This window comes from Microbacterium sp. KR10-403, from assembly GCF_040196215.1.
In the GTDB taxonomy this organism is placed as follows: Bacteria; Actinomycetota; Actinomycetes; order Actinomycetales; family Microbacteriaceae; genus Microbacterium.
Map to the genome: position 1 here is coordinate 125,979 of NZ_JBEGDC010000001.1, position 23,088 is coordinate 149,066.

Here is a 23,088-nt window from a genome sequence, read left to right on the forward strand (position 1 = left end):
TGTACCAGGATGCCGCGGGCCGCGGCATCCACCGACCGTGCGACCTCGCGAGATTCCGTGCGACCTCGCGAGATTCGGTGCGACCTCGCGGGAGTCGGTGCGACCTCGCGAGATTCGGTGCGACCTCGCGGGAGTCGGTGCGACATCGCGAGGGCCGATCTCACCCCACCTTGACCCACGGGCCCCAGAGAGCCCCGGGCGCCTCGTTGCGCGTGTACCAGCGTGCCTCGAACCTCGACCCCTGGTACGAGACGACGTCGCCGGCGTGGAAGATGCGCGACGGCGTCCAGATCGCGGTGCCGTCGGGCGCCGTGGCCATCTCCTGCCACGGACCCCAGACGTCGCCCGGCTTCTGGTTGCGCGTGTAGTACAGCGCCTCCCAGGTGCGGCCGTCGAACGTCACGGTGTCACCGGCGTTGAACACGCGCGACGGCGTCCAGACGGCGACACCGTCGGGCTCGGTCACGATCTGCTCCCACGCACCCCACGGGTCGCCGGGCTTCTGGCCCTTCGTCCACCAGAGCGCACGCCACTCGGACCCGTCGTACATCACGACATCGCCCTTGTCATAGGTGGTCGAGGCGCTCCAGGCGGCGGGAGCCGGCAGCGTCAGCCCGACCACGACCGGGTCGTGGTCGGAGGCCGCGAACGGATCGGACGCGTCGAACAGCTGGGTCACGTTGTAGTTGTAGCGGCTGTATGCGTAGGCGACCGACTCCTGCGCGTTGATCTGCCAGACGTCGGCGCCCGTCACCATCTTCAGTGCGGCCGGGTTGGCCAGCACGTGGTCGAGCGAACCGGCCAGGCTGTTGTACGAGTACGTGGCCTCGGTCGGGTCGTACGTGCTGCCCAGGTCGGTGTATCCGGCGTCGTAGAGCGCCTCCATCGGATCCTCGTGCGTGTACGCGTTGAAGTCGCCGAGCAGGAATACCTTGTCGGTGCCCGCGTTCGCCGCCGCCTCATCGGCGAAGGTCGCGAGGTCTTGCGCCTGATGCACGCGGGTGCAGTTGAACGCCCCCTGGTCGTAGGCCGGGTCGGTGTTCTCGGCATCGCCGCCGTTCGCGCAGTCGTCGAACAGTCCGTCGGCGTCGGCGCCCTTCGACTTGAAGTGGTTCGCGATGACCACGAACGAGTAGTCGGCGCCCAGCCCCTTCTGCACGAACGCCTGCGCCAGCGGCTCACGTGCGATCGAGAACGACTGCCCCGCCCCCGACTTGTCGGCGAGCACCTGCGAGGCACCCTCCGGGCTGACGTCGGCCGGCTTGTAGATGAACGCGGTGCGGATCACGTCCTGCTGGTCCAGCGACGGCAGCGCCGACGCGGCGGGCGAGGGAACGTACGCCCAGACGCTCGAACCCGCGGCCGTGTTCAACGCGTCGACGAGGCCCGCGAGCGCGGCATCCCGATCTTGACCGAACTTGGCGGAGTTCTCGATCTCTTCCAGCGAGACGATGCTCGCGTCGAGCCGGTTGATGCCGGTCACGATCTTGGCCTGCTGGCGGGCGAAGCTCTCGGCGGTCGCGGCTCCGCGCGGTCCCGAGTTGCCGTCGGCATCGGCGCAGCGGTTGTCGCCGATCCGGTTGCCGTCGCGGTCGGTGTACCAGGTGCAGGTGCCCAGTCCCTGCGCCACGTAGTCCTCGCCGGTGAGGGCGAAGTAGTTCTCGACGTTGAAGGTGGCGAGCCGGATGCCGCTGCCCACGTCGGCCGGATGCTCATTGGCCGCCCGCCGGTCGGAGAAGGTCGCGACATCCGTGCCGGCGTCGGTGACCTGGTGCGTGGGCTGGAAGTTCCAGGTGTCGAACCGGTACTCGAGGATCACGCCGCCGGTGAAGGTGACGGCCGATCCCACGCTCGGGTGGTTGTCGGCGGTCAGCCACGGCACCGGGTCACCGGTGTGCGTGCTGAACACGGCGTAGTTCCACGTCGAGCCGTCGTCGAGCGTGATCGCGCGGCGCGCGTTGTCGGCGGCCGCGGCCTGCGCCGCAGCGCTGCCCGCGGTGCCCGCATCGGTGGGCTGCACGAGCGGGGTGGTGCCGGCGGCGAGCACGAACGAGCCGTAGTAGTTGGTGTCGTAGTTGTCGGAGACGGTGAAGTCGCCCTGCGGGGCGAGCAGCTCGCCCTCGTGCGCCTCGCGCTCGGCGGCGGTGTCGAGCGCGTCCCATGGCAGCGCCGCAGGAGTGACGGCCGGCAGCGGTTCGTCGAGTGCGGTGACGGTGGGCGAGGTGATCTCGGTGGTGCCCTCGTACTCCTGCACCTCGCCGGTCACGCTGACGCTGTCGCCGATCTTCACCTGCGCGGCCGACCGCGAGCCGTAGACGAAGACCGCGTCGGAGGCGCCGGGCGTGGCATCCTTCACCCCGCCCGTTCCACCGGTCTGCAGGTAGAAGCCGTTGAACCCTCCGGTCGGATACGCGGCCGTGACGACGCCCGTGGTGGTGACCATCCGGTTCGCGTAGGGCGAGGTGTCGGTGTCGGTCCCCTGGATCGCCGCAATCGTCACGGTCGGCGTGGGACCTGCCACGTCGATGGTGAAGGATGCCGTCGCACCGGCGTCGTTCGCGTCGGTCACGGTGACGGTGACCTGGCTGCTGCCCGCCTGCGTCGGGGCGCCCGAGATCACGCCGGTGGCGGGTGCGAGGGTGAGTCCGGACGGCAGGCCGTCGGCCGTCCAGGTGACGGGATCGGCGCCGCCGGTCTGCTCGAGGGTCAGTGAGAACGCCTCGTCGACGGTGCCGTGCTGGGTGCCGGGGTTCGTGACCGTGATGGTCGGGGCGGCCGCGCCGCTGTTCTGCGGGTCGGGTGCGCCCGCGGTGAAGTCGGTGGCGTTCTGGTCGCTGTCGGCACCGTTCGTGCGCGCGTCGGCCGTCGTGTTCGACAGGGTGGGCGCCGCGGCGTCGCCCTCGAAGTCGTTCGCCCCGCCGAAGCCGACGAAGTCGACGACCGCGTCGGTGCCCGCACACGTCGCGCCGCAGATGAGCGCCGCGGCCGAGGAGACCAGCGCGACCTTGCCCTGCGTGCCCGACATGGCCAGGGTGCCGGTCGCGTCGGGCGTCGGCAGCGCCTCGGTACCGCCGGATCCCTTGGCCTCCTGCACCAGGTAGTGCCCCTTGCTCGGGATGCTGCCGCTCAGCGCCGTCGGCGTCCAGCTGGTGCCGGTGGCCGAGGCGTACTGCACGCTCCACCCGTCGAGGCTGATCGCGGCGCCGGTCGGGTTGTACAGCTCGATGAAGTCGTTCGTGTAGGTGGCGCCGGAGTTGCCGCCGCCCCCGTAGACCTCGCTGATCACGACGTTCGTGCCGCCCGTGTCTGCGGTGGCCGGTGCCGCGAGCGCGAGGCTCGTGGCGGCGGCCGTGATCAGACAGACGGCGGCGGTGGCGATGCGGTTCATTCCGACACTCCCTTGCAAGGAAACAGATCCGTGAGGAACCTGCTTGTGAGGAACCGGTCTTGAGACACTGCGGAGCGCGCTGTGGAGTTCCGATGCGCGCGCGATTCCCCCACCTTGGCACGGGCCTCGGACACGCACCACCCCCTGTGCGAAGTCGTCTCCGGACGTGCACGAAGTGTTCACCGGGCTGCGCCGGCACCGGGGTCAGCGAGCGGCGTTTGGCCGTGGCATCCCCCACCCGGCACACTCGAAGAAGACGACGCGAAGGAGCATCCGCCATGGCTGAGATCCCCGGCACCAGCGACATCCTGCGGCTCGACGACGAGCTCACCGACGGCGAGCGCGCGCTGCGCGACACGGTCCGGGAGTTCGTCGACCGGCGCATCCGTCCGCACATCGCTCAGTGGTTCGACCAGGCCTACTTCCCCACCGAGATCGTGCCCGAGATGGCGCAGCTCGGAGTGCTGGGCATGCACCTGCACGGCTACGGATGCGCCGGCCGCAGCGCCGTCGAATACGGGCTGGCGATGCAAGAGCTCGAGGCGGGCGACTCGGGCATCCGCACCTTCGTGTCGGTGCAGGGGTCACTGGCGATGTCGGCGATCTCGACGTTCGGCTCGGAGGCGCAGAAGCAGCACTGGCTGCCGCGCATGGCCGCGGGCGAGGCGATCGGATGCTTCGGCCTCACCGAGCCCACCGCCGGCTCCGACCCGGCCCACATGCTCACGACCGCACGGCTCGAGGGCGGCGAATGGGTGCTGAACGGCGCGAAGCGCTGGATCGGACTCGCCTCGATCGCCGACGTCGCGATCATCTGGGCGCGCACCGACGAGGGCGTGCGCGGGTTCGTCGTGCCGACCGAGACGGCCGGGTTCACGGCGACGCCCATCCCGCAGAAGCTGTCGATGCGCGCGTCGATCCAGTGCGACATCGTGCTCGACGATGTGCGGCTGCCGGCCGATGCCGTGCTTCCCGACGCGAAGGGGCTGCGCGGCCCGTTCTCGTGCCTCAACGAGGCGCGGTACGGCATCGCATGGGGCGCGGTCGGCGCCGCACGCGACAGCTACGAGGCGGCGCTCGGCTACGCGCTCGAGCGCACGCAGTTCGACCGGCCGATCGCGGGGTTCCAGCTCACGCAGTCGAAGCTCGTGGACATGGTGCTCGAGATCCAGAAGGCGCAGCTGGTCGCGCTGCGGCTGGGGCGGCTGAAGGACGCCGGGAAGCTCGAGCCGCAGATGATCTCGCTCGCGAAGCTCAACAACACGCGCATCGCGATCGAGATCGCCCGGCAGGCGCGCACCGTGCTCGGCGGTAACGGCATCACTCTGGAGCACTCGCCGCTGCGGCACGCCGCCAACCTCGAGTCGGTGCGCACCTACGAGGGCACCGACGAGGTGCACACGCTCATCCTGGGGCAGCACATCACCGGCATCGCGGCGTTCCGCTGAGGGGTGGATGCCGCCTCGCCGGCCTACCCGCGGGTGCCCCGTACGTCCCATCCTCGCCTCAGGCGAGGAAAAAGGCCGAGCCGAGGGCGTTTCCGCGCGATTCGGCCCTCGCCCCGGCAGATCTCCTCGCCCGGGGCGAGGAGCGGGCGGTGCCGCGAGCCGTGCGACCTCGCGGATTCCCGTGCGACCTCGCGAGGTCGCACCGTATCTCGCGAGGTCGCACCGCGCCGCGGCATCCACCTGCCATACTCACGGCATGTGGATCGGGTGGATCGAGTTCGACCTGCTGCTGGGTGACGTGCAGTCTTTGAAGGAGAAGCGGGCCATCGTGCGGCCGATCCTGGCCGATCTGAGTCGGCGCACCGAGGCGGCGGCCGCCGAGGTCGGGTCGCAGGATCTGCGGCGGCGCGCACAGCTCGGCGTGTCGGTCGTGGGGTCGGATGCCGCGCACATCCGCGATGTGCTCGACCGCGCCGAGCGGCTGCTGGCCGACGACCATCCCGAGATCGTGCTGCTGTCGGCCCGGCACGGGCTCAGCTCGAGCGACGACTGATCTCAGACCAGCCAGTCCTCGAGCGGGCGTTCGCCCGCGTCGCGCGCGGCCAGCCACTCGTGCAGCGCGGCGATGATCACCGCCGAGCGATCGCCCCGGCCACGAGGAAACCGGCGCGGCGGCACGAGAAGCAGCGCCGCGAACGGCGCGCCCTGGGCCGCAGCATCCATCAACAACGGACGGAAGTCCTTGATGTTCTCCGTGACGATGCGGCGATGGGATGCTGCAGCCACCCGGAACACGTCGGCATCGGGCGCGCCGCGCAGCTCGTCATCGGCCACGACCGACACGACGTCATGGCCGCGTTCTCGCAGCGCGATGGCGATCGCCTCGCCATAGTGCTCGTCGAGCAGCAGCGCATTCGTCATGCCAGAAGCCGACGCTGCGACTCCCACGAGGCGAGCGCCTCTTCGGCCGTGCGCTCGTTTTCGGCGATCTCATCGTCGATCTCGGGCCCGTTCGAGCCGTAGTACGCCAGGACCACCCGCACAGAACCCACCGGCAGGTCGAAATCCGCCGCCACGCGTTCGAGCGCTCCCTCACCACGCGGCTCGCTGTCGCGCAGGGCGGCGACGACCTCCCAGACATCGGGACCCGTGGCAAGACCTGCGCGCCTGCCACTCGGCCCGTCGCGGAAGACGATGCCCGGGAACTCCTGCGACCGCAGCCCCTCGTCGACGAGCCGCTGCGCCCAGCCCGACGGGGTGGTGTCACGTGCGGCGGCGCCGCGCCGCAGACGATCGAGCACGACGTCGTCGAACCTGATGGACAGCGGAGAAGAAGTCATGCGCTACAGTGTAGCGCATCGCATACGGATTGTTCGCCGCGCGGCGCTCCACGTGCACGTCAGTCGCAGGCAGGTGGATGCCGCGGCTACTCCCCCACGCGGATGCCGTCGCCGAGCGCCCCCAACGCGCGACGCGCGACGTCGCCCGGAGCTCCGGCGTTCTCATGCGTGGCCCACCAGGTGAGCGCGACGAGGGTCGCCGACTGCGTGGCCGACGCGATGGCCGCCGGCACGACGTCGTCGGGATCGAGCCCGAGGCGCGCAGCCGCGAAGGCGATGAGATCGCGCCGCCATAGCTGGAACGGCTCGGACTGGTACTCGTGCAGCTCGGCGGTCGTCGCGATCAGCTGCAGGCGCGTGCGCTCGGTCTCATCGGCCTCGACGAGCGGGTCGAACACCGAGACGACGGCCTCTTCGATCGCCGTGAGCAACGGCACATCGGGGTCGGCGGCCGCCAGCGCGTCGCGCAGCTTGGTGACGGCCTGACTGAGCGATCCCCACACCACATCGGCCTTCGAGGGGAAGTATCGGTGCAGAGTGCGCACGCTCACACCCGACTCCGTGGCGATCTGCCCCATCGTCACCGCAGCGTACCCGTGCTCAGCGATCACCGCGAGCGCGCGGCGCCCCAGCTCTTCCGGGTCGACGAGAACCGGCCTGCCGCGACGCCTGGTTTCCATGCGGCAAAGCTACCGCTTGTCACTGCATGATTTCTGGCAGGGTGTGCCGCAAGCCGTGGCATCCACCCCTCACAGCGCGAGGTGCAGGCGCACCGCCGTGTCGAGCTCGGCTATCAGGTCGGCCGTCATACCACTCCTGCCACCGTGAACCGCTACGCCCCCACGATGCGCAGCCCGCGCGCGCCGAGGGCACGCCGGTCGGCGCGCAGCGAGGTCAGCAGGCGGTCGAGGTTCGCCTGCGTGTGGCGGGAGAGGGCGGATGCCGCGGCCTCCGGATCGCGGGCCCGCACCGCCTCGACGATCGCGGCGTGCTCCTGCCACGCGGCATCCCGCCCCTCTTCACTGCGCAGCTCGAGCCAGCGCGCCCGGGCCATGCGCGTGACCGCATCGCGCACCGCCTGCGTGAGGAAGGGGTTGCCGCCCAGCGCGGCGAGGCCCACGTGGAAGTCCGAGCCGAGCACCATGCCGGCGTCTTCTCCGGCCGGCACCTCGTCGGCCGACAGGCTCGCGAGCTCGGCGTCGGTCGCGCGCTCGCACGCCAGGCGCGCGGCGGCGATCTCGACGGCCTCGCGGTACTCGGCGAGCGCCGCGACCTCGTCGAGGTCGATCGGAGCGACCAGCCACGCGCGTCCGTCGCGGGCGACCAGCCCTTCTCCCTCGAGCCGCATCAGCGCCGCCCGGACCGGGGTGCGGCTGGCGCCGTGCTCGGACTCGAGCCCGCGCTCGCTCAGGTGGGCGCCGGGCACGAGATCGAGCGAGAGGATCGCGCGGCGCACCTGCGCGTAGACGTGGTCGGTCTGTGAGGGCATCGGGGCTCCCGTCTGGCTGCGCGTGGCACCGGGCGAACCGGCACGTGGGCTCTCAGTATGCGGCGCGAGTTGGCGTCCACCTTGGTATACCACTACGGTATACCAACATGAGCACGTCGATCGATGGCACACGACCTCTGGGCGCACGCCCCTGGATCATGCTCGTCGTCGCCGTGCTCGCCCAGGCCGCGGGCACCGTGCTGCAGTCGGCGCCGGCGTTCCTCATCCCCCTGCTGCACACCGAGCGCGGCATGTCGCTCGCGCAGGCCGGACTGCTCGCTTCCGCCCCGACGCTCGGTCTCGTCATCACGCTCGTCGCGTGGGGCGCTCTGACCGACCGGATCGGCGAGCGCTGGGTCATCGCCGGCGGCATGGCGCTGACCGCGCTTGCGGCGCTGGGCGCGATCTTCGCGTCGGGATACCTCGGCCTCGGCGCCTTCCTGCTGTTGGGCGGCGCCGCCTCGGGCAGCACGAACGCCGCGAGCGGACGCGTGGTGATCGGCTGGTTCCCGAAACACTGGCGGGGGCTGGCCATGGGCATCCGGCAGATGTGCCAGCCGCTGGGCGTCGCGGTCGCGGCCCTGGCGATCCCGTCGCTGGCTTCGTCCGGAGGCGTCGGTGCCGCCATGGCGCTGCCCCTCGTGCTGACGGCGGTGCTGGCCGTGGCCAGTGCCGCGCTCATCGTCGATCCGCCGCGGCCGGCGCGGGCCGCGGCATCCCCCCACCAGTCCAACCCGTATCGCTCGCGCCTCGGACTCGTGCGCATCCACACGGCGTCGGCGCTGTTGGTCGTGCCGCAGTTCACCGTGTCGATCTTCGGGCTGGTCTGGCTGACCGTCGATCGGGGCATGAGCGCCGCCGCTGCGGGCATCGTCGTCGGCATCTCGCAGTTCGTCGGAGCCCTCGGCCGCGTCGCCGTCGGCGTGCTCTCCGACCGGGTCGGCAGCCGGCTGCGACCGCTGCGGTGGGTCGCGTGGGCCGCGGCGGCGGTCATGGTGGTGCTGGCGCTGAGCGAGCTCGCGCCCGTGTGGGCGGGAGCGGCCGCACTCATCGTGGCCGCGACCGCCACGGTCGCCGACAACGGGCTCGCCTACACCGCGGTCGCCGAGATCGCCGGCCCTTTCTGGTCTGGACGGGCCCTGGCGACCCAGAACACCGGGCAGTTCCTCGCCGCGTCGATCGTCGGTCCCGCGGTGGGCGCACTCATCACGGTCGCGGGGTATCCGCTCGCGTTCGCGGCGGTCGCCCTCGCGCCGGTGGTGGCGGTGCCGATCATCCCTCGCGATGCGGGGTGGGATGCCGCGGGCACGGCGGATGGGAGGGATGCCGCGGGCGCGGCTTCTGCGCCGGACGCGGCCGCGGCATCCACACCGTCCGCCGACGCCGCGCGGCGATAGATCTGGCGCCATTGCGCGGTCTCAGCCCGCCGTATGCGCAACAGCGACAGATCTGCGACGCGAATTCACTCCGTGCGCACGTCCCCGCGCGGTCAGTAGCATTCGGTTGACCGCCGATGAGAAGGGGCCGCCGATGAGCGACCAGAGCCCGCCGCCCACGCCCGAGCAGCCGCGTCCGCCCGTGCCTCCGCGTCCGCCTCTGCCGCCCGTGCCGCCCAGCCCACCCGCGACCCGGCCCCCGGAGCAGCCGGCCGTCGCCGAGCTGCGCGCACTCGTCGCCCCGGCGGGATGGCGCCTGACCGCGCTCCTGGCCGCCTCGGTCGTCGGCGTCGGGCTGGTCATGGCCGTCATCGCCTACCTCGCCGTGGGCCTGCGGCAGGGTGACGGCAGCATCGAGATCGCCTCGCCGCTCGGGTGGATCGCACTCCTCTGGGTCGCGCTCCTGGGCGGTGGCGTGGCGGCGAGCGCGGGTGCCGAGACCTCCGGGCAGTTCGTCACCGCGGCATCCGCCGATCTCTCACTCATCGCCGTCGGCGTCTTCGCCACCATCGCGGCGCTCGCGGTCCTGCTCACGCGTCTGCTCGGTGAACGGCGCCCGCCGCGACCATGGTGGGCGCTGCTCATGCGCTCGGCGGCCGAAGCGGTCATGGTCTCGGTGGTCGTGACCGTCCTCGCGGCCGTCGTGCGCGTCGGCGGCGAGAGCACGAACGCGTTCTTCACGGCATCCTTCACCATCACGGCGCACCCGTTCCGCGTGTTCGCGCTCGTGTTCGTCACACTCACCCTCGCCACCCTCGGCGCACGCCTACGCAGCGTGCGCCCGTCCCGCGGGCTGTCGATCTTCCTGTTCCATCTGCGCGAGGCGGGCACGTATGCCGGCGTGCTGCTGGGTCTGTTCTCGCTCGCGATGCTCGTCGCCTTCATCGTCGGTGCCATCCGTGCCGACGCGCCCGAGGCCTTCCTGCTCTGGGCGCCGCTCGGGGTCAACGCCGCCGCGCTCGCACTGGGTATGGCGCAGTTCGGCGCCGTGCGGGTGTCGGCGCTGATGGCCGAGCCGCGCACGTATCACCTGTGGGACCTCACCGGCACCTGGAGCATCGCGATCATCGTCGTCACGGTTCTCGTCCTCGCGTTCCTGTGCGTGTTCCTCGGTGCGAGGCGCGTGCGCACGGGACGCGTCGAGGTCGTGCGGGTGTGGCCGCTGCCGGTCATCGTGCTGGGCGTCTCGCTGGTGATGTATCTCCTGCTGCTGATGATCCGCGTCACCGCGAACCTCTTCGCCGTGGGCGGCGACATCCTCATCACGCCGACGTGGGAGACGCCGTTCCTCATCGCGGTGTTCGCGCTGCTGGTCTCACTCGGCGCCGAGGTCGCACCGGGTGTGCTCCATGGAGCCGGCCCGGCTCTGTTCGGCGTGCTGGCGGGCCGCCGCGCCGCGGCCCGCTGGGTCGCCGGGCCCACTGCCGCCCCTCTGCCGGGGAAGGAGGCGATGGATGCCGCTGCCTCTGTGCCCGCGGCATCCACCCCCACCCCTCCCGTGTTCAGTCGCGCCGCCAGACGCGGCGTGATCATCGGCGGATCAGCGATCGTCGGGCTCGGCGTGCTGATCGCGGCGGGGTTCGGAGCCGTGGCGGTCGTCAACGGTCAGAACGGACCCGACGCTCCGGTGCGCGCTTACCTCGATGAGATCGCCGACGGGCGCGCCGATGCGGCCTCGCGGCTGCTCGACCCGGGCATCCGCAACGACGAGCGGACGCTCCTCACCGACGCCGCCTTCGCCGACGCTGCCCAGCGCATCGTCGTCTCCGACGTGCGGACGACCGAGAAGGCCGACGGGCGCGCCACCGTCACCGCGACGTTCTCGCTCGACGGCGAGGCGTTCACGCGAGACTTCTCGGTCGTTTCGGGCCCGAAGAAGTGGCTCGTGCTCGACACCTGGAAGCTCGCCGGCGACCCGTTACTCGTGCCGGTCACCGTCAGCGGGGACGTGCCCGACGTGACCGTGGGCACCACGAAGATCGAGATGCCCGGCGGCGAAGAGACCCTCGCCTACCCCAGCGTTCAGGTGTATGCGTATCCAGGCATATACCGCGTGACGATCGGCGGCACCGGGACGTTCTTCGATGCGACCGGCGGCGGAGATCTGCGGGTCGTGCCCGATGGATACGCGACCGTGCAGGCGTCGCTCACGCCCACCTCTGCGCTGAAGGACGCCGTCCTCGCCAAGGTCGAGGAGCGCGCGAAGGCGTGTGTGACCGTGCCGACGAACATGGATGACGCATGCCCGTACGCGGTGCGACAGGATGACCTCGCGGCCATGAAGCTGCTGAGCGCGCCGAGCGGCTTCTCGGAGTTCGACGCGTCATCGTTCAGCACCCAGTACGACGGATCCGTGTCGGTGACCGAGGAGCCCACGGACTGGAACCCCGATCCAGACGCCCGGGAGTACGAGTTCGGCCTGCAGGGCACCTATACCGTCGACGGCGACACGGTCACCGTCTCGTTCAGCGACAGCTGGTGGTGAGCCCCGGGCCGCCGCCTCCCTCATCGGTTCCTCCCCAGGCGGGGGTGCCGGACGAGTTGTCCACGGATCTGCGAACCCGTGGTCGGCGGGTGTTCCGGCGCGCGTAGCGTCTCGGGACATGACCACCACGACCGTCGAATCCGCCCTCTCCCTCACCGTCGTGCTGCGCGGAGTCGATCCGCCCGTCGAGCGCACGCTCGCGGTCGGTGCGCACCACACGCTGGCCGACGTGCACCGTGCGATCCAGATCGCGTTCGACGGCGACACCGACGCACGGCACGTGTTCAGCGATCAGGAGCCGTTCCCCGGCGGGTTCCCCGCCTCGCCCGAGTACGAGCGCGACGTCTGCGCCTGGTATCGCGGGCAGGAGCACTACGGCTGGCGACCGCGGCGGCGATGGGGCGACACCTGGACGATGATCGACTGGCGCGATCCCAATGTGCTGAGCGAGTCGACCGCAGGGGTGACCGATGCGTTCGCGGGCTCGTCGCGACTGCACTACCGGTGCGACGACCCGTGCGGACGCGGCGACGACGCCTGGTTCACGATCGATGCGCGGGAGTCGGCCGCTGACCCGTCGGCGCTGCGCGTGGTGAGCGGGCGCGGGCGCTCACCCCTGTCGCTGTTCGCCGTCGCCGAGTACGCACAGCTGCTGCGGGAGTACTCCGATGGGCAGCATCCCGAGCACGACGCGGCCGTCGCGCGGCTGACGCGGGCGTGCGGCCCATGGGACGGCTTCGATCCGCGAGGTTTCGATCCGCGCTGGGCACAGCAGCGGCTGGACCGTCTGCACGATTACAGCGGCACGCGCGAGCGGACGGTGCTGGATGCCGTGGCCGAGCAGCTCCCGTCGTCGAACGCCTCCGGCCTGCAACGGCACCTCCTCTCGCACGGTCTGCATGTGCCGCCGACGGTGACCCCGGGCGACGCCGCCCGGTTCGTGCGCCCGTACTCGTGGTTCATCGAGCACTGCCGCGAAGGCCTGCCGCTCGAGGACGGGCTGCTCACGCCCGAGCACCAATGGGAGTGGGTGGATGCCACGGAGTGCGACCCGGCACGGTTCGCCGTCTTCCAGGCATCGGCGCGGGCGCTCAAGCTCGTGCGCACCTTGCAGGGGCGCCTGCTGACGCTGAAGGGGGCGCTGCCGCTGGCCGATGATCCGCTCGCGCTGTGGGAGCGGGTCGCGCGCGAGTTCCCGGAGGGACGGCGATACACCGTGCGGCTGGCGGAGGTCCTGTTCTTCCTGGCGATCGTGGACGGGTCGATCTCTCGCGAGGGCGACGACGGCGGGCTGCAGCGCATCGCCCGCGTGCACGACCTGCTCGAGCGCCCCGATCGAACCCGGCATCCGCGCCACTGGGCCGAGCCGTGGAACGAGCTCTGGGACGACGAGCCCGCCGCGCTCCCGAACCGACCGGTGGCCGTCGACACCTCGGCCGTCGGCACGCTGATCGCGCCCTTGGCCGAACGTCTCGAACCGCTCGGGCTGACGCCGGTCACCCCCGGCACGTGGACGGCGACGCCGCTGCTGAAGGAGTTCGCGCGCAGTGTGCTGACGATGCGCACGACGGCGTCGGTCGCGTCGCGCACGTGGGAGTACGGGCGGGCGGACTTCTGAGGGGTGTTGCGCGCAACGACGACGGATGTGCCGGCGGGCGGCGAGCCGCGGCATCCATCCACCCCAGCGGGATGCCCCGCGTACGATCGAAGCACCGCATCCGCTCTCGCAGGGAGGCCCACCCGTGCCCACACCCGACGCCCTCGCCCACGCCGAAGACCTCGCCGCGTTCGTCGCCGCGTCGCCGTCGAGCTACCACGCCGCCGCCGAGGTCGCGCGCCGGCTCGAGGCCGCCGGGTTCACCCGGCTCGACGAGACCGATGCGTGGCCGGCGCAGGCCGGCGGCCGGTTCGTCGTCGTGCGCGACGGCGCCGCGATCGCCTGGGTCGTGCCCGAGGGCGCCGCCGCGACGACCGGGGTGCACGTGTTCGGGGCGCACACCGATTCGCCCGGATTCAAGCTCAAGCCGCAGCCGACGACCGGCTCGCACGGCTGGCTGCAGGCGGGCGTCGAGGTGTACGGCGGCCCCTTGCTGAACTCGTGGCTCGACCGCGAGCTGACCCTGGCCGGCCGGGTCGTGCTCGACGACGGCACGCAGGTACTGGCATCCACCGGGCCGCTGCTGCGGCTGCCGCAGCTGGCCATCCACCTCGACCGAGGCGTCAACGACGGGCTCGCCCTCGACAAGCAGCGGCACACCCAGCCGGTCTGGGGCCTCGGCGAACCGCAGTCCGCGGACCTGCTCGCCGCCGTCGCCGCATCGGCGGGGGTGGACGCTGGGCGCATCCGCGGATACGACCTGGTCGCCGCCGACACCGCGCGCGGTGCGGTGTTCGGGCACGACGACGCGTTCTTCGCGGCCGGACGTCTCGACGACCTCGCCTCGGTGCACGCCGGCGTCGTCGCGCTCGCGCAGCACACGGCGGGCGAGCACATCGCGATGCTGGCGGTGTTCGACCACGAAGAGCTCGGGTCGTCGACACGCTCGGGCGCTGCCGGGCCGTTCCTGGCAGAGGTGCTCGAGCGGGTCTGGCTGGGGCTGGGCGCCGACCGCGAGCAGCAGCTGCGGGCGCTGTCGGCGTCGTGGTGCGTGTCCAGCGACGTCGGGCATTCGGTGCACCCGAACTATCCGGAGAAGCACGACCCCGTGGTGCAGCCGCTGCTGGGTTCGGGTCCGATCCTCAAGATCAACGCGAACCAGCGCTATGCGACCGACGCCCCGGGCGCCGCCGCGTGGCACGCGTGGTGCGACGCGGCGGGCGTGCACAGCCAGGAGTTCGTCTCGAACAACGCCGTGCCGTGCGGCTCGACGATCGGGCCGATCACCGCGACGCGGCTGGGCATCCGCACGGTCGACGTGGGCATCCCCATCCTGTCGATGCACTCGGCGCGCGAGCTGGCCGGTGTCAGCGACCTCGCCGCACTGTCCCGCGTTGCGGGCGCGTTCTTCGCGGCGTAGCCGCGGGGCCGCGGCATCCCGCACCCGCCGCGCCCGGTGCACCGCACGCGGCACACCGTGAGGGTGCAACGGGTGGACGAGAGCGTGGGTGGTTCCCTACGCCTCGTCCACCAGCTGCACTCTCAGCGCCGAGTGCCGGGGAAGGGGCGGGATGCCGCGAGCCGCCCGGCCCCGCGCGCCCGGGCACGTGCGTACCATGGCGAGACGGGAGGGAATCATGGTCCAGGTCCGCGTCGCCGGTGTCGCGCTCGACGCCACGGGGCAGCATGTGATCCTGCTGCAGCCGATCGACGCCCTGCCCACCGAGAGCCGGCTGCTGCCGATCTGGATCGGCGCCATGGAGGCCACCTCGATCATGGTCGCGATCGAGGGCGCCGAGACGCCCCGCCCCCTCACCCACGATCTGCTGCGCACGATGCTCGAGACGCTCGGCGCCACCGTCGAGCGCGTCGAGGTCACCCGCATCGACGACGGCACGTTCTACGCCGAGATCACCGTGAACGCGGCCGGCGCCGTGCACCGGATAGACGCCCGTCCGTCGGATGCGGTAGCCCTCGCCTCGCGCACGGCGGCACCGATCTTCGTGGCCGACGAGGTGCTCGAAGAGGCCGGCGTCGAGGACGTCATCACCGAGGCCGAGGCGGAGGCCGACGTCGAAGAGTTCTCGAAGTTCATCGACGAGGTCGACCCCGACGACTTCAAGGAATAGACCGCGCGCACGTCCGCCATGTATCGCCGGGCGTGCGCCGCGCCTCTGCGCAGAGGGGATCGCGCCGTCCGCTGGGGATGGACCGCGACATCCCTCTGATGGAGACGATCGATGATGACTGTTCTGACGACCGCCGACGATGCCACCGCGCGACTGCGCGAGGTGCTCGGCGAGAGGCTTTTCGCCGCCGGCGACGACGGGTACGACGCGGCGCGACAGACCTGGAACCTGGTGACCGACCAGCGTCCCTTCGCGGTCGCCGTTCCGCGCACCGACGAGGAGGTGGCCGCGGTCGTGGCAGCGGCCGCGGCGTCGGGTCTGCGCATCGCGCCGCAGGCGACGGGACACGGCGCGGGCCCGCTGCGCGGCGCCGACCTCGGCGACACCGTCGTCGTCTCGCTGCGCGAGATGCGCGGCGTGACCGTGGATGCCGCCGCGCGCACCGCGACCGTGCAGGGCGGGGCGGTCTGGCACGACCTGCTCGCCGCCTCGTCGCCGCACGGGCTGACCGCGCCGCACGGCAGCGCCGGTGACGTCTCGGTCGTCGGGTACACGCTCGGCGGCGGCGTCTCGTTCTACGGACGCGCCCACGGGCTCGCGGTCAACACCGTGCGCCGTGTGCGCGTGGTCACGGCGACGGGCGAGACGGTGACCGCCTCCGCCGACGAGAACGCCGAACTGTTCTGGGCGCTGCGCGGTGGGGCCGGCGCGTTCGGCGTGGTCGTCGAGATGACGATCGACCTGCTGCCCTACGCCGACGTGTTCGCGGGGCTGCTGCTGTGGGACGGGTCACGCGCCGGCGAGGTCGCCCGCGCGTGGGCGGCGTGGACCGCGACCGCACCCGAGACTGTGACGACCGCGCTGCGGGTCATGCACTTCCCGCCGGTGCCCGAGTTGCCGCCGTTCATCTCCGGGCGCTCGGTCGTCGCGATCGACGGGGCGATGCTGGAGGAGGATGCCGCGGCCGCCGAGATCCTCGCACCGTTGCGCGCCCTCGGACCTGAGATGGACACGTTCGGGCGGATGCCGGCGGCCGGCCTCACCGGGGTGCACATGGATCCGCCCGAGCCGTCGGCCGCCGTGTCGGAGCACGCGATGCTCACGGCGCTCGACGAGGCGTTCGTCGACGCGTTCGTGGAAGCGTCGTTCGCGGCGCGGCCGATGATCAGCGAGGTCCGGCACTGCGGCGGCGCGCTTGCGCGCGAAGCCGCCGATGCCGGCGCGGTCAGCGCCCTGGAGGGCGAGTACCTGTTCTCGTCGCTGGCCCTCGTGCCGGTGCCGCAGGCGGTGCCCGGCGGGGTCGCGGCGTGCGGCGCCGTGGCCGATGCCGTGCGCCCGTGGCAGGGGTCCGGTCTCGCCCTGACCTTCGTCGACCTGCCCGAACGCGACCTCGCGGCGGGCTTCGGCGCGAGTGCCGCGCGCATCGCCGCGCTGCGCCGCGCGCACGACCCGGCGGGAGTCTTCGTCTCGGCGCGCCCGGTGGGGTGAGGCCGGGATCGGGCACGGGCACGGTGGCCCGCGGCATCCACACCCCTCCCCCGATCGGTGAGAGTGCAACTGGTCGCCGAGAGGTAGGGAACCACCCACGCTCTCGTCCACCCACTGCACTCTCACGGTCTCCGGGAGGGCGCACACACCCGACCATGGCGAATCCGCACCGCACCGGTAATGTGTGCTCGTGGCAAACCAACGGCGGACTCCGGGCTCGCAGACTTCACTTCGTGAAGCCAACCGGGCGCGAATCATCGCCGCGATCAAGAAGCACGGCAGCCTCACCCAGGTCGAGCTGGCCGGTGTCACGGGGCTGTCTCCGGCGTCCGTCTCGAACATCGTGCGCGAGCTCGTCAGCGTCGGCGTGCTGCGCACGAGTCCCAGCACGCGCAGCGGACGCCGCGCCACCCTCGTCTCCTTCGCCCGCGCGGTCGGCCTGGTCGCCGGCATCCACGTGTCGGCCCGTCACATGCGCGTCATCGTCGCCGACGTCAACTGCACCGTGCTGAGCGAGCACCACATGCCGTTGGCCCGCGATCACCGCGCCGACAACGAGCTCGACCGTGCGTCGCTGATGCTGGCCGACATGCTCGGCGACCTCGACTCGGCCATCGACGAGCTGGTGGGCGTGGGGCTCGCCGTCTCGGCACCGATCGAGCGCGCCACCGGCCGGGTCGCCGGCCGCGGCATCCTGCGCGGGTGGACCGGCGTCGACATCCCCGACGTCATGCACCGCCGCCTGCGCCGACCCGTCTATCTCGACAACGCCTCGAACCTGTCCGCCCTCGCCGAAGCGCGACTGGGCGCTGCGCGCGGCAAGCAGAACGTCGTGTTCCTCGACGTCGGCGAGGGCATCGGCTCGGGGCTGCTCCTCGGCGGCCAGGTGCTGCACGGGCACAACGGCACGGCCGGCGAGCTCGGTCACACGATCATCATGGAGGACGGCCCGCTCTGCCGCTGCGGCAACCGCGGATGCCTCGAGGCCATCGCCGGCGGCCCCGCGATCATCGACCGGCTCGACGTCCCCGGCGGCACGATGAAGCTCGGCGACATCGTGCTGCGCGCGATGGTGAACGACGGGCCGAGTATCCGCGCCCTGGCCGAGGCCGGGCGGCACATCGGCCTGGCCACCGGCAATCTGTGCAACCTCTTCGACCCCGAGCGCATCGTCGTCGGCGGCGACCTCGCCCGCGCCGGCGAGCTGCTGCTCGGCCCGATCCGCGTGGCCATGGAGCACGCGGTCATCGTCGATCCGACGCGCGCCCCGGACGTCGTCCAGGGACAGCTGGGACTGGATGCCGCGGCCATGGGCGCGATCGTCCACGCGATCGACGAGACCAATGTGAGGGCGGCTGCCATGTGAGGGCGGGATGCCGCGCGGCGCCGCCGCCGCGGCATCCACCATCGCCGTTGCCAAACTGTTGCGTTCAAGTCTTGACGCCAAGACTTCATTCCTGGCATGCTCAGGGAGTCGCCACAGCGGTCGACACAGCAACGGAGGATTTCAATGAAGAAGATCAGCATGAAGAGGGCGCTCGTCGCGACGACCGCGTTGCTCTTGTCTGCGGGCATGCTCTCGGCGTGTTCCAACGGCGCGCAGAAGGCGACCGACAACGGCTCGGCCGCCGCCGGCAACGCGAGCTCGGCCAAGATCGGCCTGCTCCTGCCCGACAACGTGACCGAGCGCTACGCGAGCGCCGACAAGCCCTACTTCGAGGCCAAGGTCAAGGACCTCTGCTCGGGCTGCTCGGTCCTGTACGCGAACGCCGACGGCGACGCCGCCAAGCAGCAGCAGCAGGCCGAGTCGATGCTCACCCAGGGCGTCGACGTCCTGGTCCTCGACCCGTTCGACGGCAAGGCCGCGGCCGCCATCGTCAACCAGGCGAAGGCGAAGAACATCCCGGTCATCTCGTACGACCGCCTCGTCGACAGCGCCGACGTCTCGTACTACGTGTCGTTCGACAACGAGAAGGTCGGGCAGCTGCAGGCGCAGGCGCTCGTCGACCGCATGAAGGAGCTCGGCCTGCCCAGCGACGCCGGGATCATCATGGTCAACGGCTCGCCGACCGACCCGAACGCGGCCCAGTTCAAGAAGGGCGCGCACAGCGTCATCGACTCGTCGGGCCTGAAGGTGCTCGCCGAGTACGACACACCCGGATGGGAGCCCGCCAAGGCCCAGGACTGGGTCTCGGGCCAGGTGACCAAGTTCGGTGACAAGATCCAGGGCGTCTACGACGCGAACGACGACACCGCCGGTGGCGCGATCGCGGCGCTGAAGGCGGGCGGCATCTCGCCGCTGCCCCCGGTGACGGGTCAGGATGCCGCGCTCTCGGGCATCCAGCGCATCATCTCGGGCGACCAGTACATGACCGTCTACAAGGCGTTCAAGCCCGAGGCCGACCAGGCCGCCGAGCTCGCCGTCTCGCTGGCCAAGGGCGAGAGCCCGAAGGCCGACACCACCGCCGACACCGCGAGCGGGGCATCCATCCCCTCGTTCCTGCTGACCCCGGTGGCCGTCACGGTCTCGAACATCATGGACACGGTCGTGAAGGACGGGCTGTACACGGTTGACCAGATCTGCACGTCGGCGTACAAGTCGGCATGTGAGAAGAACGGCATCCAGTAACATCCCCTCCGCGCGTGCCGGCCGGCGCCGCCCGGCCGGCACGCGCGCACCCGAAACGAAGGAGACGCCGTGACCTCGGCATCCACTCTCGACGAAAAGCAAGCCCCCGCCCGCGAACCGGTGCTGTCGATCCGCGGGATCTCGAAGGGCTTCGGCGCGGTCCGCGCCCTCACCGACATCGACATGGATGTCTACGCCGGCGAAGTCGTGGCCCTGGTCGGCGACAACGGCGCCGGCAAGTCGACGCTCGTGAAGATCCTCGCCGGCGTCCACGGCGCCGACCACGGCACGATCACGTTCAACGGCGAAGCCGTCTCGATCCCCTCGCCGACCGCGTCGCGCGAACTGGGCATCGCCACCGTGTTCCAGGACCTCGCCCTCTGCGACAACCTCGACGTCGTCGCCAACCTCTTCCTCGGGCGCGAGCTCGGCAGCCTCGGCATGAACGAGGAGGCCATGGAAGAGCGCTCCTGGGAGCTGCTGCGGCAGCTCTCGGCCAAGATCCCGTCGGTGCGCATCGCCGTGGCATCCCTGTCGGGCGGCCAGCGGCAGACCGTCGCCATCGCCCGCTCGCTGATCGGCGAGCCGCAGATCGTCATCCTCGACGAGCCGACCGCCGCCCTGGGCGTCGCGCAGACCGCCGAGGTGCTGAACCTCATCGAGCGGCTGCGCGAGCGCGGGCTGGGCGTCATCCTGATCAGCCACAACATGGCCGACGTGCAGGCCGTCGCCGACCGCGTCGTCGTGCTGCGGCTGGGCCGCAACAACGGCGTGTTCCGCACCGCCGACGTCAGCTACGAAGACATCGTGGCGGCCATCACCGGCGCGACCGACAACCCCGTGAGCACCCGAAGCGCGGCGCACCAGACCGAGAAGGACGCACTATGAGCTCGCCAGCGACCCCCCAGACGACTCCCCAGCCGAAAGACAATTCGGCGCCCACGACCGTCGCCGCCGACCTGCAGGACGAGCGCCTCATGCGCAACGAAGGGGTGGGCGGTGCGATCCGGGCGTTCGGAACGCGCGTGCGCACCGGCGACCTCGGGTCGCTCCCGGTCTTCCTGGGCCTCATCATCATCTGGATCGTCTTCCAGGTGCTCAACCCGCGGTTCCTCTCGGCGACCAACCTCGTCGACCTCACCCTGCAGTGCGCGGCGTACGGCACGATCGCGCTCGGCGTCGTCGTCGTGCTGCTCGTCGCACAGATCGACCTGTCGATCGGCTCTCTCGCGGGCTTGGCCTCGGCCATCCTCGGCGTGACGTTCGTCAACTTCGGGTGGCCCGCCTGGGTGTCGATCCTCGCTGCGCTCGCTCTCGGCGCACTGATCGGCCTCTTCTACGGCGTGCTGTTCACGCGGTTCGGCGTTCCGACCTTCGTCGTGACCCTCGCCGGCCTGATGGGCTTCCTCGGCCTGCAGCTGTGGGTTCTGGGCCCGACCGGCACGATCAACCTGCCGTACAACTCGTGGATCGTTCAGTTCGCGACCTCGTGGTTCCTGCCGCCGTGGCTCGCCTACACGATCGCGGGGCTCGTCGTGATCGGCGTCGTGCTCAACGACATCGCCCGTACGAGGCGCCGTGCCAAGGCGGGCCTGTCGACGGGGTCGACCTCGCTGATCGTGATCAAGGCCGTCGTCATCGCGATCGTCGCCGGTGCGGCGATCGCGTGGCTGGCCACCAACCGCGGCGTCGCGGTGTCGTTCCTGCTGTTCCTCGTGCTCGTCGCGGTGCTCGCGGCGCTGCTGACCCGCACCCGGTGGGGCCGCTGGATCTATGCGGTCGGCGGCAACGAGGAGGCGGCCCGCCGCGCCGGCATCAACGTCAACATGATCTACATCTCGGCGTTGATGGTCGGCACGGTGCTGGCGACCCTCGGCGGGCTCATGCTCGCGGCGCGCCTGACCGCGGCGAGCATCTCGACCGGCGGCGGCACGACGAACCTCATCGCGATCGCGTCGGCCGTCATCGGCGGGACGAGCCTGTTCGGCGGACGCGGCTCGGCATGGTCGGCCCTGCTGGGCATCTTCGTGATCCAGTCGATCTTCAACGGCCTGACCCTGCTGAGCCTCGACTCGGATGTGCAGTTCATGGTCACCGGCGCCGTGCTGCTGATCGCGGTGATCATCGACGCGCTGTCGCGCCGCTCGCGCGCGAGCCACGGCACGGCCTAGTCCGATTCGCTCACCTCTTGATAACTCTGGCTTATCAAGAGGTGAGGCACGCGGCGCTCACCTCTTGATAACTCTGGCTTATCAAGGGGTGAGCGTTTCGCGGGGCGGGATGCCGCGGCATCCGTCCCCGCCACACCCGGCGCCGCGGCATCCGTCCCCGCGACACCCGGCAAACTCACGTGAATCTGTCGGGTGCACATCAATTCTGCGGTCAGGATCATGTGCACCCGACAGACTCATATGAGTTCGGCGTACCGCACGAGGTTCGGCGCGGCGACCTCAGCGCGCGAGGTTCAGTGCGCGAGCGCGGCGATCGGGTCGTGCAGCAGCTCGGCGAGCGCGGCCTCGGCCGCGCCGATCAGCAGCCGGTCGTCGGCGAGGGTCGCGAGGCGGATGTCGATGCCGTCGCCCGAGGTCGGCATCGACTGCGCGCGCACATCGACGAGAAGCCCCCGCAGATCGTGCGCGGCGAGGGTCGCGAGAAAGCCGCCCAGCACGAGCACCGACGGGTTCAACCCGTTCACGGCGTTGGCGAGGGCGGTGGCGAGGATGCGGCGCTGCCGCGTCACCTCGTCGGCCACGGCCGCATCGGCCGACGCTTCCAGGGCCGCGGCCAGCTCGGCCTCGTCGGCCGAACGCAGGCCGACGGCATCCAGCAGCCGTCGTCTGCTCACCTCGTCCTCGAGGGTTCCGACCGCGCTGCGGCGGTCGGCGTCGCTCGCGACGGCCGGACGGCTCTGCCCGAACTCGCCGGCGTAGCCGCCGGCACCGGTCAGCGCATGGCCGCCGGCGATGATCGCGCCGCCGATGCCGCTCGCGCCGCCATTGAGGTACACGACGTCGTCGACCCCGCGCGCGGCACCGAACAGGTGCTCGGCCACCGCGCCCATGTTCGCGTCGTTACCGACCACGACCGGCAGCTCCGTCGCGTCCGCGATGAGCGGGCCGAGCGCGGCATCCGCCCATCCCAGATGCGGAGCGACCCGCACCAGACCGTCGGCGGCGCGCACCGGGCCGGGCACGGCCACCCCGACCGACAGCACCCGCGCGTCGGCGAGCGGCCCGTCGCGCCAGGCGTCGATCTGCACGGCGATCAGGCGCGCGGTCTCTTCAGGCGTCAGCAGCTCGTCGCGCGCGATGCGCACACGAGCGCGGATGCCGCGGTCCAGACCCACCGCGGCGAGGGTGAGCGCATCGACCTCCGGGTTCGCGGCGATGACGACCGGGCGGGCGTCGGCGGCGACCACCGGGGACGGACGACCGACGCGACCGTGTGCGGCGGGCTCGCCCTCGAGCACGAGACCGGCGCCGGTCAGCTCGGTCACGAGGTCGCCGACGGTCGAGCGGTTCAGCCCCGTGCGGGCGGTGATCACCGCACGCGAGAGCGGCCCGTCCAGATGCACGAGCCGCAGCACGTGCGAGAGATTCGCCTCGCGCACACCGGTCTGTCTCACCCGACCACTGTAAAGGATTTGTTGTGCGAAGCGA

At 71.2% G+C, this 23,088-nt stretch carries 18 protein-coding genes; 12 read left to right on the plus strand and 6 right to left on the minus strand.

The annotated features are described in order from the left end of the window. Positions 1-160 precede the first annotated feature (160 nt). Complete coding sequence (locus ABMQ42_RS00610; protein ID WP_349720649.1) at positions 161-3,388, minus strand: ExeM/NucH family extracellular endonuclease; 3,228 nt, start codon at positions 3,386-3,388, stop codon at positions 161-163. Positions 3,389-3,666: 278 nt separating this feature from the next. On the opposite strand from ABMQ42_RS00610, the gene ABMQ42_RS00615 reads away from it, so the two are divergent. Beyond that, the gene (locus tag ABMQ42_RS00615) at positions 3,667-4,836 is read left to right on the plus strand and encodes an acyl-CoA dehydrogenase family protein (RefSeq protein WP_349720650.1); all 1,170 of its coding nucleotides are present in this window, start codon (positions 3,667-3,669) and stop codon (positions 4,834-4,836) included. A 256-nt stretch (positions 4,837-5,092) separates the two neighbouring features. Further along, a complete protein-coding gene (locus tag ABMQ42_RS00620) occupies positions 5,093-5,389 on the plus strand; it encodes a DUF503 domain-containing protein (RefSeq protein WP_349720651.1) in 297 nt (98 codons plus the stop codon). 2 nt (positions 5,390-5,391) lie between these two features. On the opposite strand, the gene ABMQ42_RS00625 is transcribed toward ABMQ42_RS00620, so the two are convergent. From ABMQ42_RS00625 to ABMQ42_RS00640, 4 genes are all read right to left on the minus strand, one after another. Continuing rightward, the gene (locus ABMQ42_RS00625; protein WP_349720653.1) at positions 5,392-5,757 is read right to left on the minus strand and encodes a DUF5615 family PIN-like protein; all 366 of its coding nucleotides are present in this window, start codon (positions 5,755-5,757) and stop codon (positions 5,392-5,394) included. Next, on the minus strand, positions 5,754-6,176 hold the full coding sequence (locus ABMQ42_RS00630) for a hypothetical protein (protein WP_349720654.1): 423 nt from the start codon (positions 6,174-6,176) through the stop codon (positions 5,754-5,756). Before ABMQ42_RS00630 ends, ABMQ42_RS00625 begins: the two co-directional genes overlap by 4 nt. Before the next feature lie 86 nt (positions 6,177-6,262). After that, positions 6,263-6,856: an acyl-CoA-like ligand-binding transcription factor gene (locus ABMQ42_RS00635; RefSeq protein WP_349720655.1), complete on the minus strand. Its 594-nt coding sequence runs from the start codon at positions 6,854-6,856 to the stop codon at positions 6,263-6,265. A 152-nt stretch (positions 6,857-7,008) separates the two neighbouring features. After that, positions 7,009-7,665 (minus strand): GntR family transcriptional regulator, encoded by a 657-nt coding sequence (locus ABMQ42_RS00640; protein WP_349720657.1) that lies wholly within the window; start codon positions 7,663-7,665, stop codon positions 7,009-7,011. Positions 7,666-7,772: 107 nt separating this feature from the next. Here ABMQ42_RS00640 and ABMQ42_RS00645 point away from each other — a divergent pair, with 107 nt between their 5' ends. The 10 genes from ABMQ42_RS00645 to ABMQ42_RS00690 all read left to right on the plus strand — a co-directional run bounded on the left by ABMQ42_RS00645 (position 7,773) and on the right by ABMQ42_RS00690 (position 21,600). Continuing rightward, the gene (locus tag ABMQ42_RS00645; protein ID WP_349720658.1) at positions 7,773-9,062 is read left to right on the plus strand and encodes an MFS transporter; all 1,290 of its coding nucleotides are present in this window, start codon (positions 7,773-7,775) and stop codon (positions 9,060-9,062) included. A 133-nt stretch (positions 9,063-9,195) separates the two neighbouring features. Continuing rightward, positions 9,196-11,586, plus strand: coding sequence for a hypothetical protein (locus tag ABMQ42_RS00650; protein WP_349720660.1), 2,391 nt, complete (start codon positions 9,196-9,198; stop codon positions 11,584-11,586). 118 nt (positions 11,587-11,704) lie between these two features. After that, positions 11,705-13,204: an IS1096 element passenger TnpR family protein gene (locus tag ABMQ42_RS00655; protein WP_349720661.1), complete on the plus strand. Its 1,500-nt coding sequence runs from the start codon at positions 11,705-11,707 to the stop codon at positions 13,202-13,204. A 124-nt stretch (positions 13,205-13,328) separates the two neighbouring features. Then, positions 13,329-14,603: a M18 family aminopeptidase gene (locus tag ABMQ42_RS00660; RefSeq protein ID WP_349720662.1), complete on the plus strand. Its 1,275-nt coding sequence runs from the start codon at positions 13,329-13,331 to the stop codon at positions 14,601-14,603. 217 nt (positions 14,604-14,820) lie between these two features. Next, positions 14,821-15,312 (plus strand): bifunctional nuclease family protein, encoded by a 492-nt coding sequence (locus ABMQ42_RS00665; protein WP_349720663.1) that lies wholly within the window; start codon positions 14,821-14,823, stop codon positions 15,310-15,312. A 111-nt stretch (positions 15,313-15,423) separates the two neighbouring features. Continuing rightward, positions 15,424-16,800 carry an FAD-binding oxidoreductase gene (locus ABMQ42_RS00670; RefSeq protein ID WP_349720665.1) on the plus strand — a complete coding sequence of 459 codons (1,377 nt, stop codon included), beginning with the start codon at positions 15,424-15,426 and terminating at the stop codon, positions 16,798-16,800. A gap of 190 nt (positions 16,801-16,990) precedes the next feature. Then, on the plus strand, positions 16,991-18,166 hold the full coding sequence (locus tag ABMQ42_RS00675; RefSeq protein WP_349720666.1) for an ROK family transcriptional regulator: 1,176 nt from the start codon (positions 16,991-16,993) through the stop codon (positions 18,164-18,166). Between the two features lie 144 nt (positions 18,167-18,310). Then, on the plus strand, positions 18,311-19,429 hold the full coding sequence (locus ABMQ42_RS00680) for an ABC transporter substrate-binding protein (RefSeq protein ID WP_349720668.1): 1,119 nt from the start codon (positions 18,311-18,313) through the stop codon (positions 19,427-19,429). Between the two features lie 69 nt (positions 19,430-19,498). Then, the gene (locus tag ABMQ42_RS00685; RefSeq protein WP_349720670.1) at positions 19,499-20,317 is read left to right on the plus strand and encodes an ATP-binding cassette domain-containing protein; all 819 of its coding nucleotides are present in this window, start codon (positions 19,499-19,501) and stop codon (positions 20,315-20,317) included. Beyond that, positions 20,314-21,600, plus strand: a complete 1,287-nt coding sequence (locus tag ABMQ42_RS00690; RefSeq protein WP_349720671.1) for a sugar ABC transporter permease — start codon at positions 20,314-20,316, stop codon at positions 21,598-21,600. The genes ABMQ42_RS00685 and ABMQ42_RS00690 overlap by 4 nt, the downstream gene beginning before the upstream one ends. Positions 21,601-21,893: 293 nt before the next feature. Here the strand turns inward: ABMQ42_RS00690 and ABMQ42_RS00695 are convergent, their stop codons facing one another. Beyond that, positions 21,894-23,054, minus strand: coding sequence for an ROK family protein (locus ABMQ42_RS00695; RefSeq protein ID WP_349720672.1), 1,161 nt, complete (start codon positions 23,052-23,054; stop codon positions 21,894-21,896). Positions 23,055-23,088 lie beyond the last annotated feature (34 nt).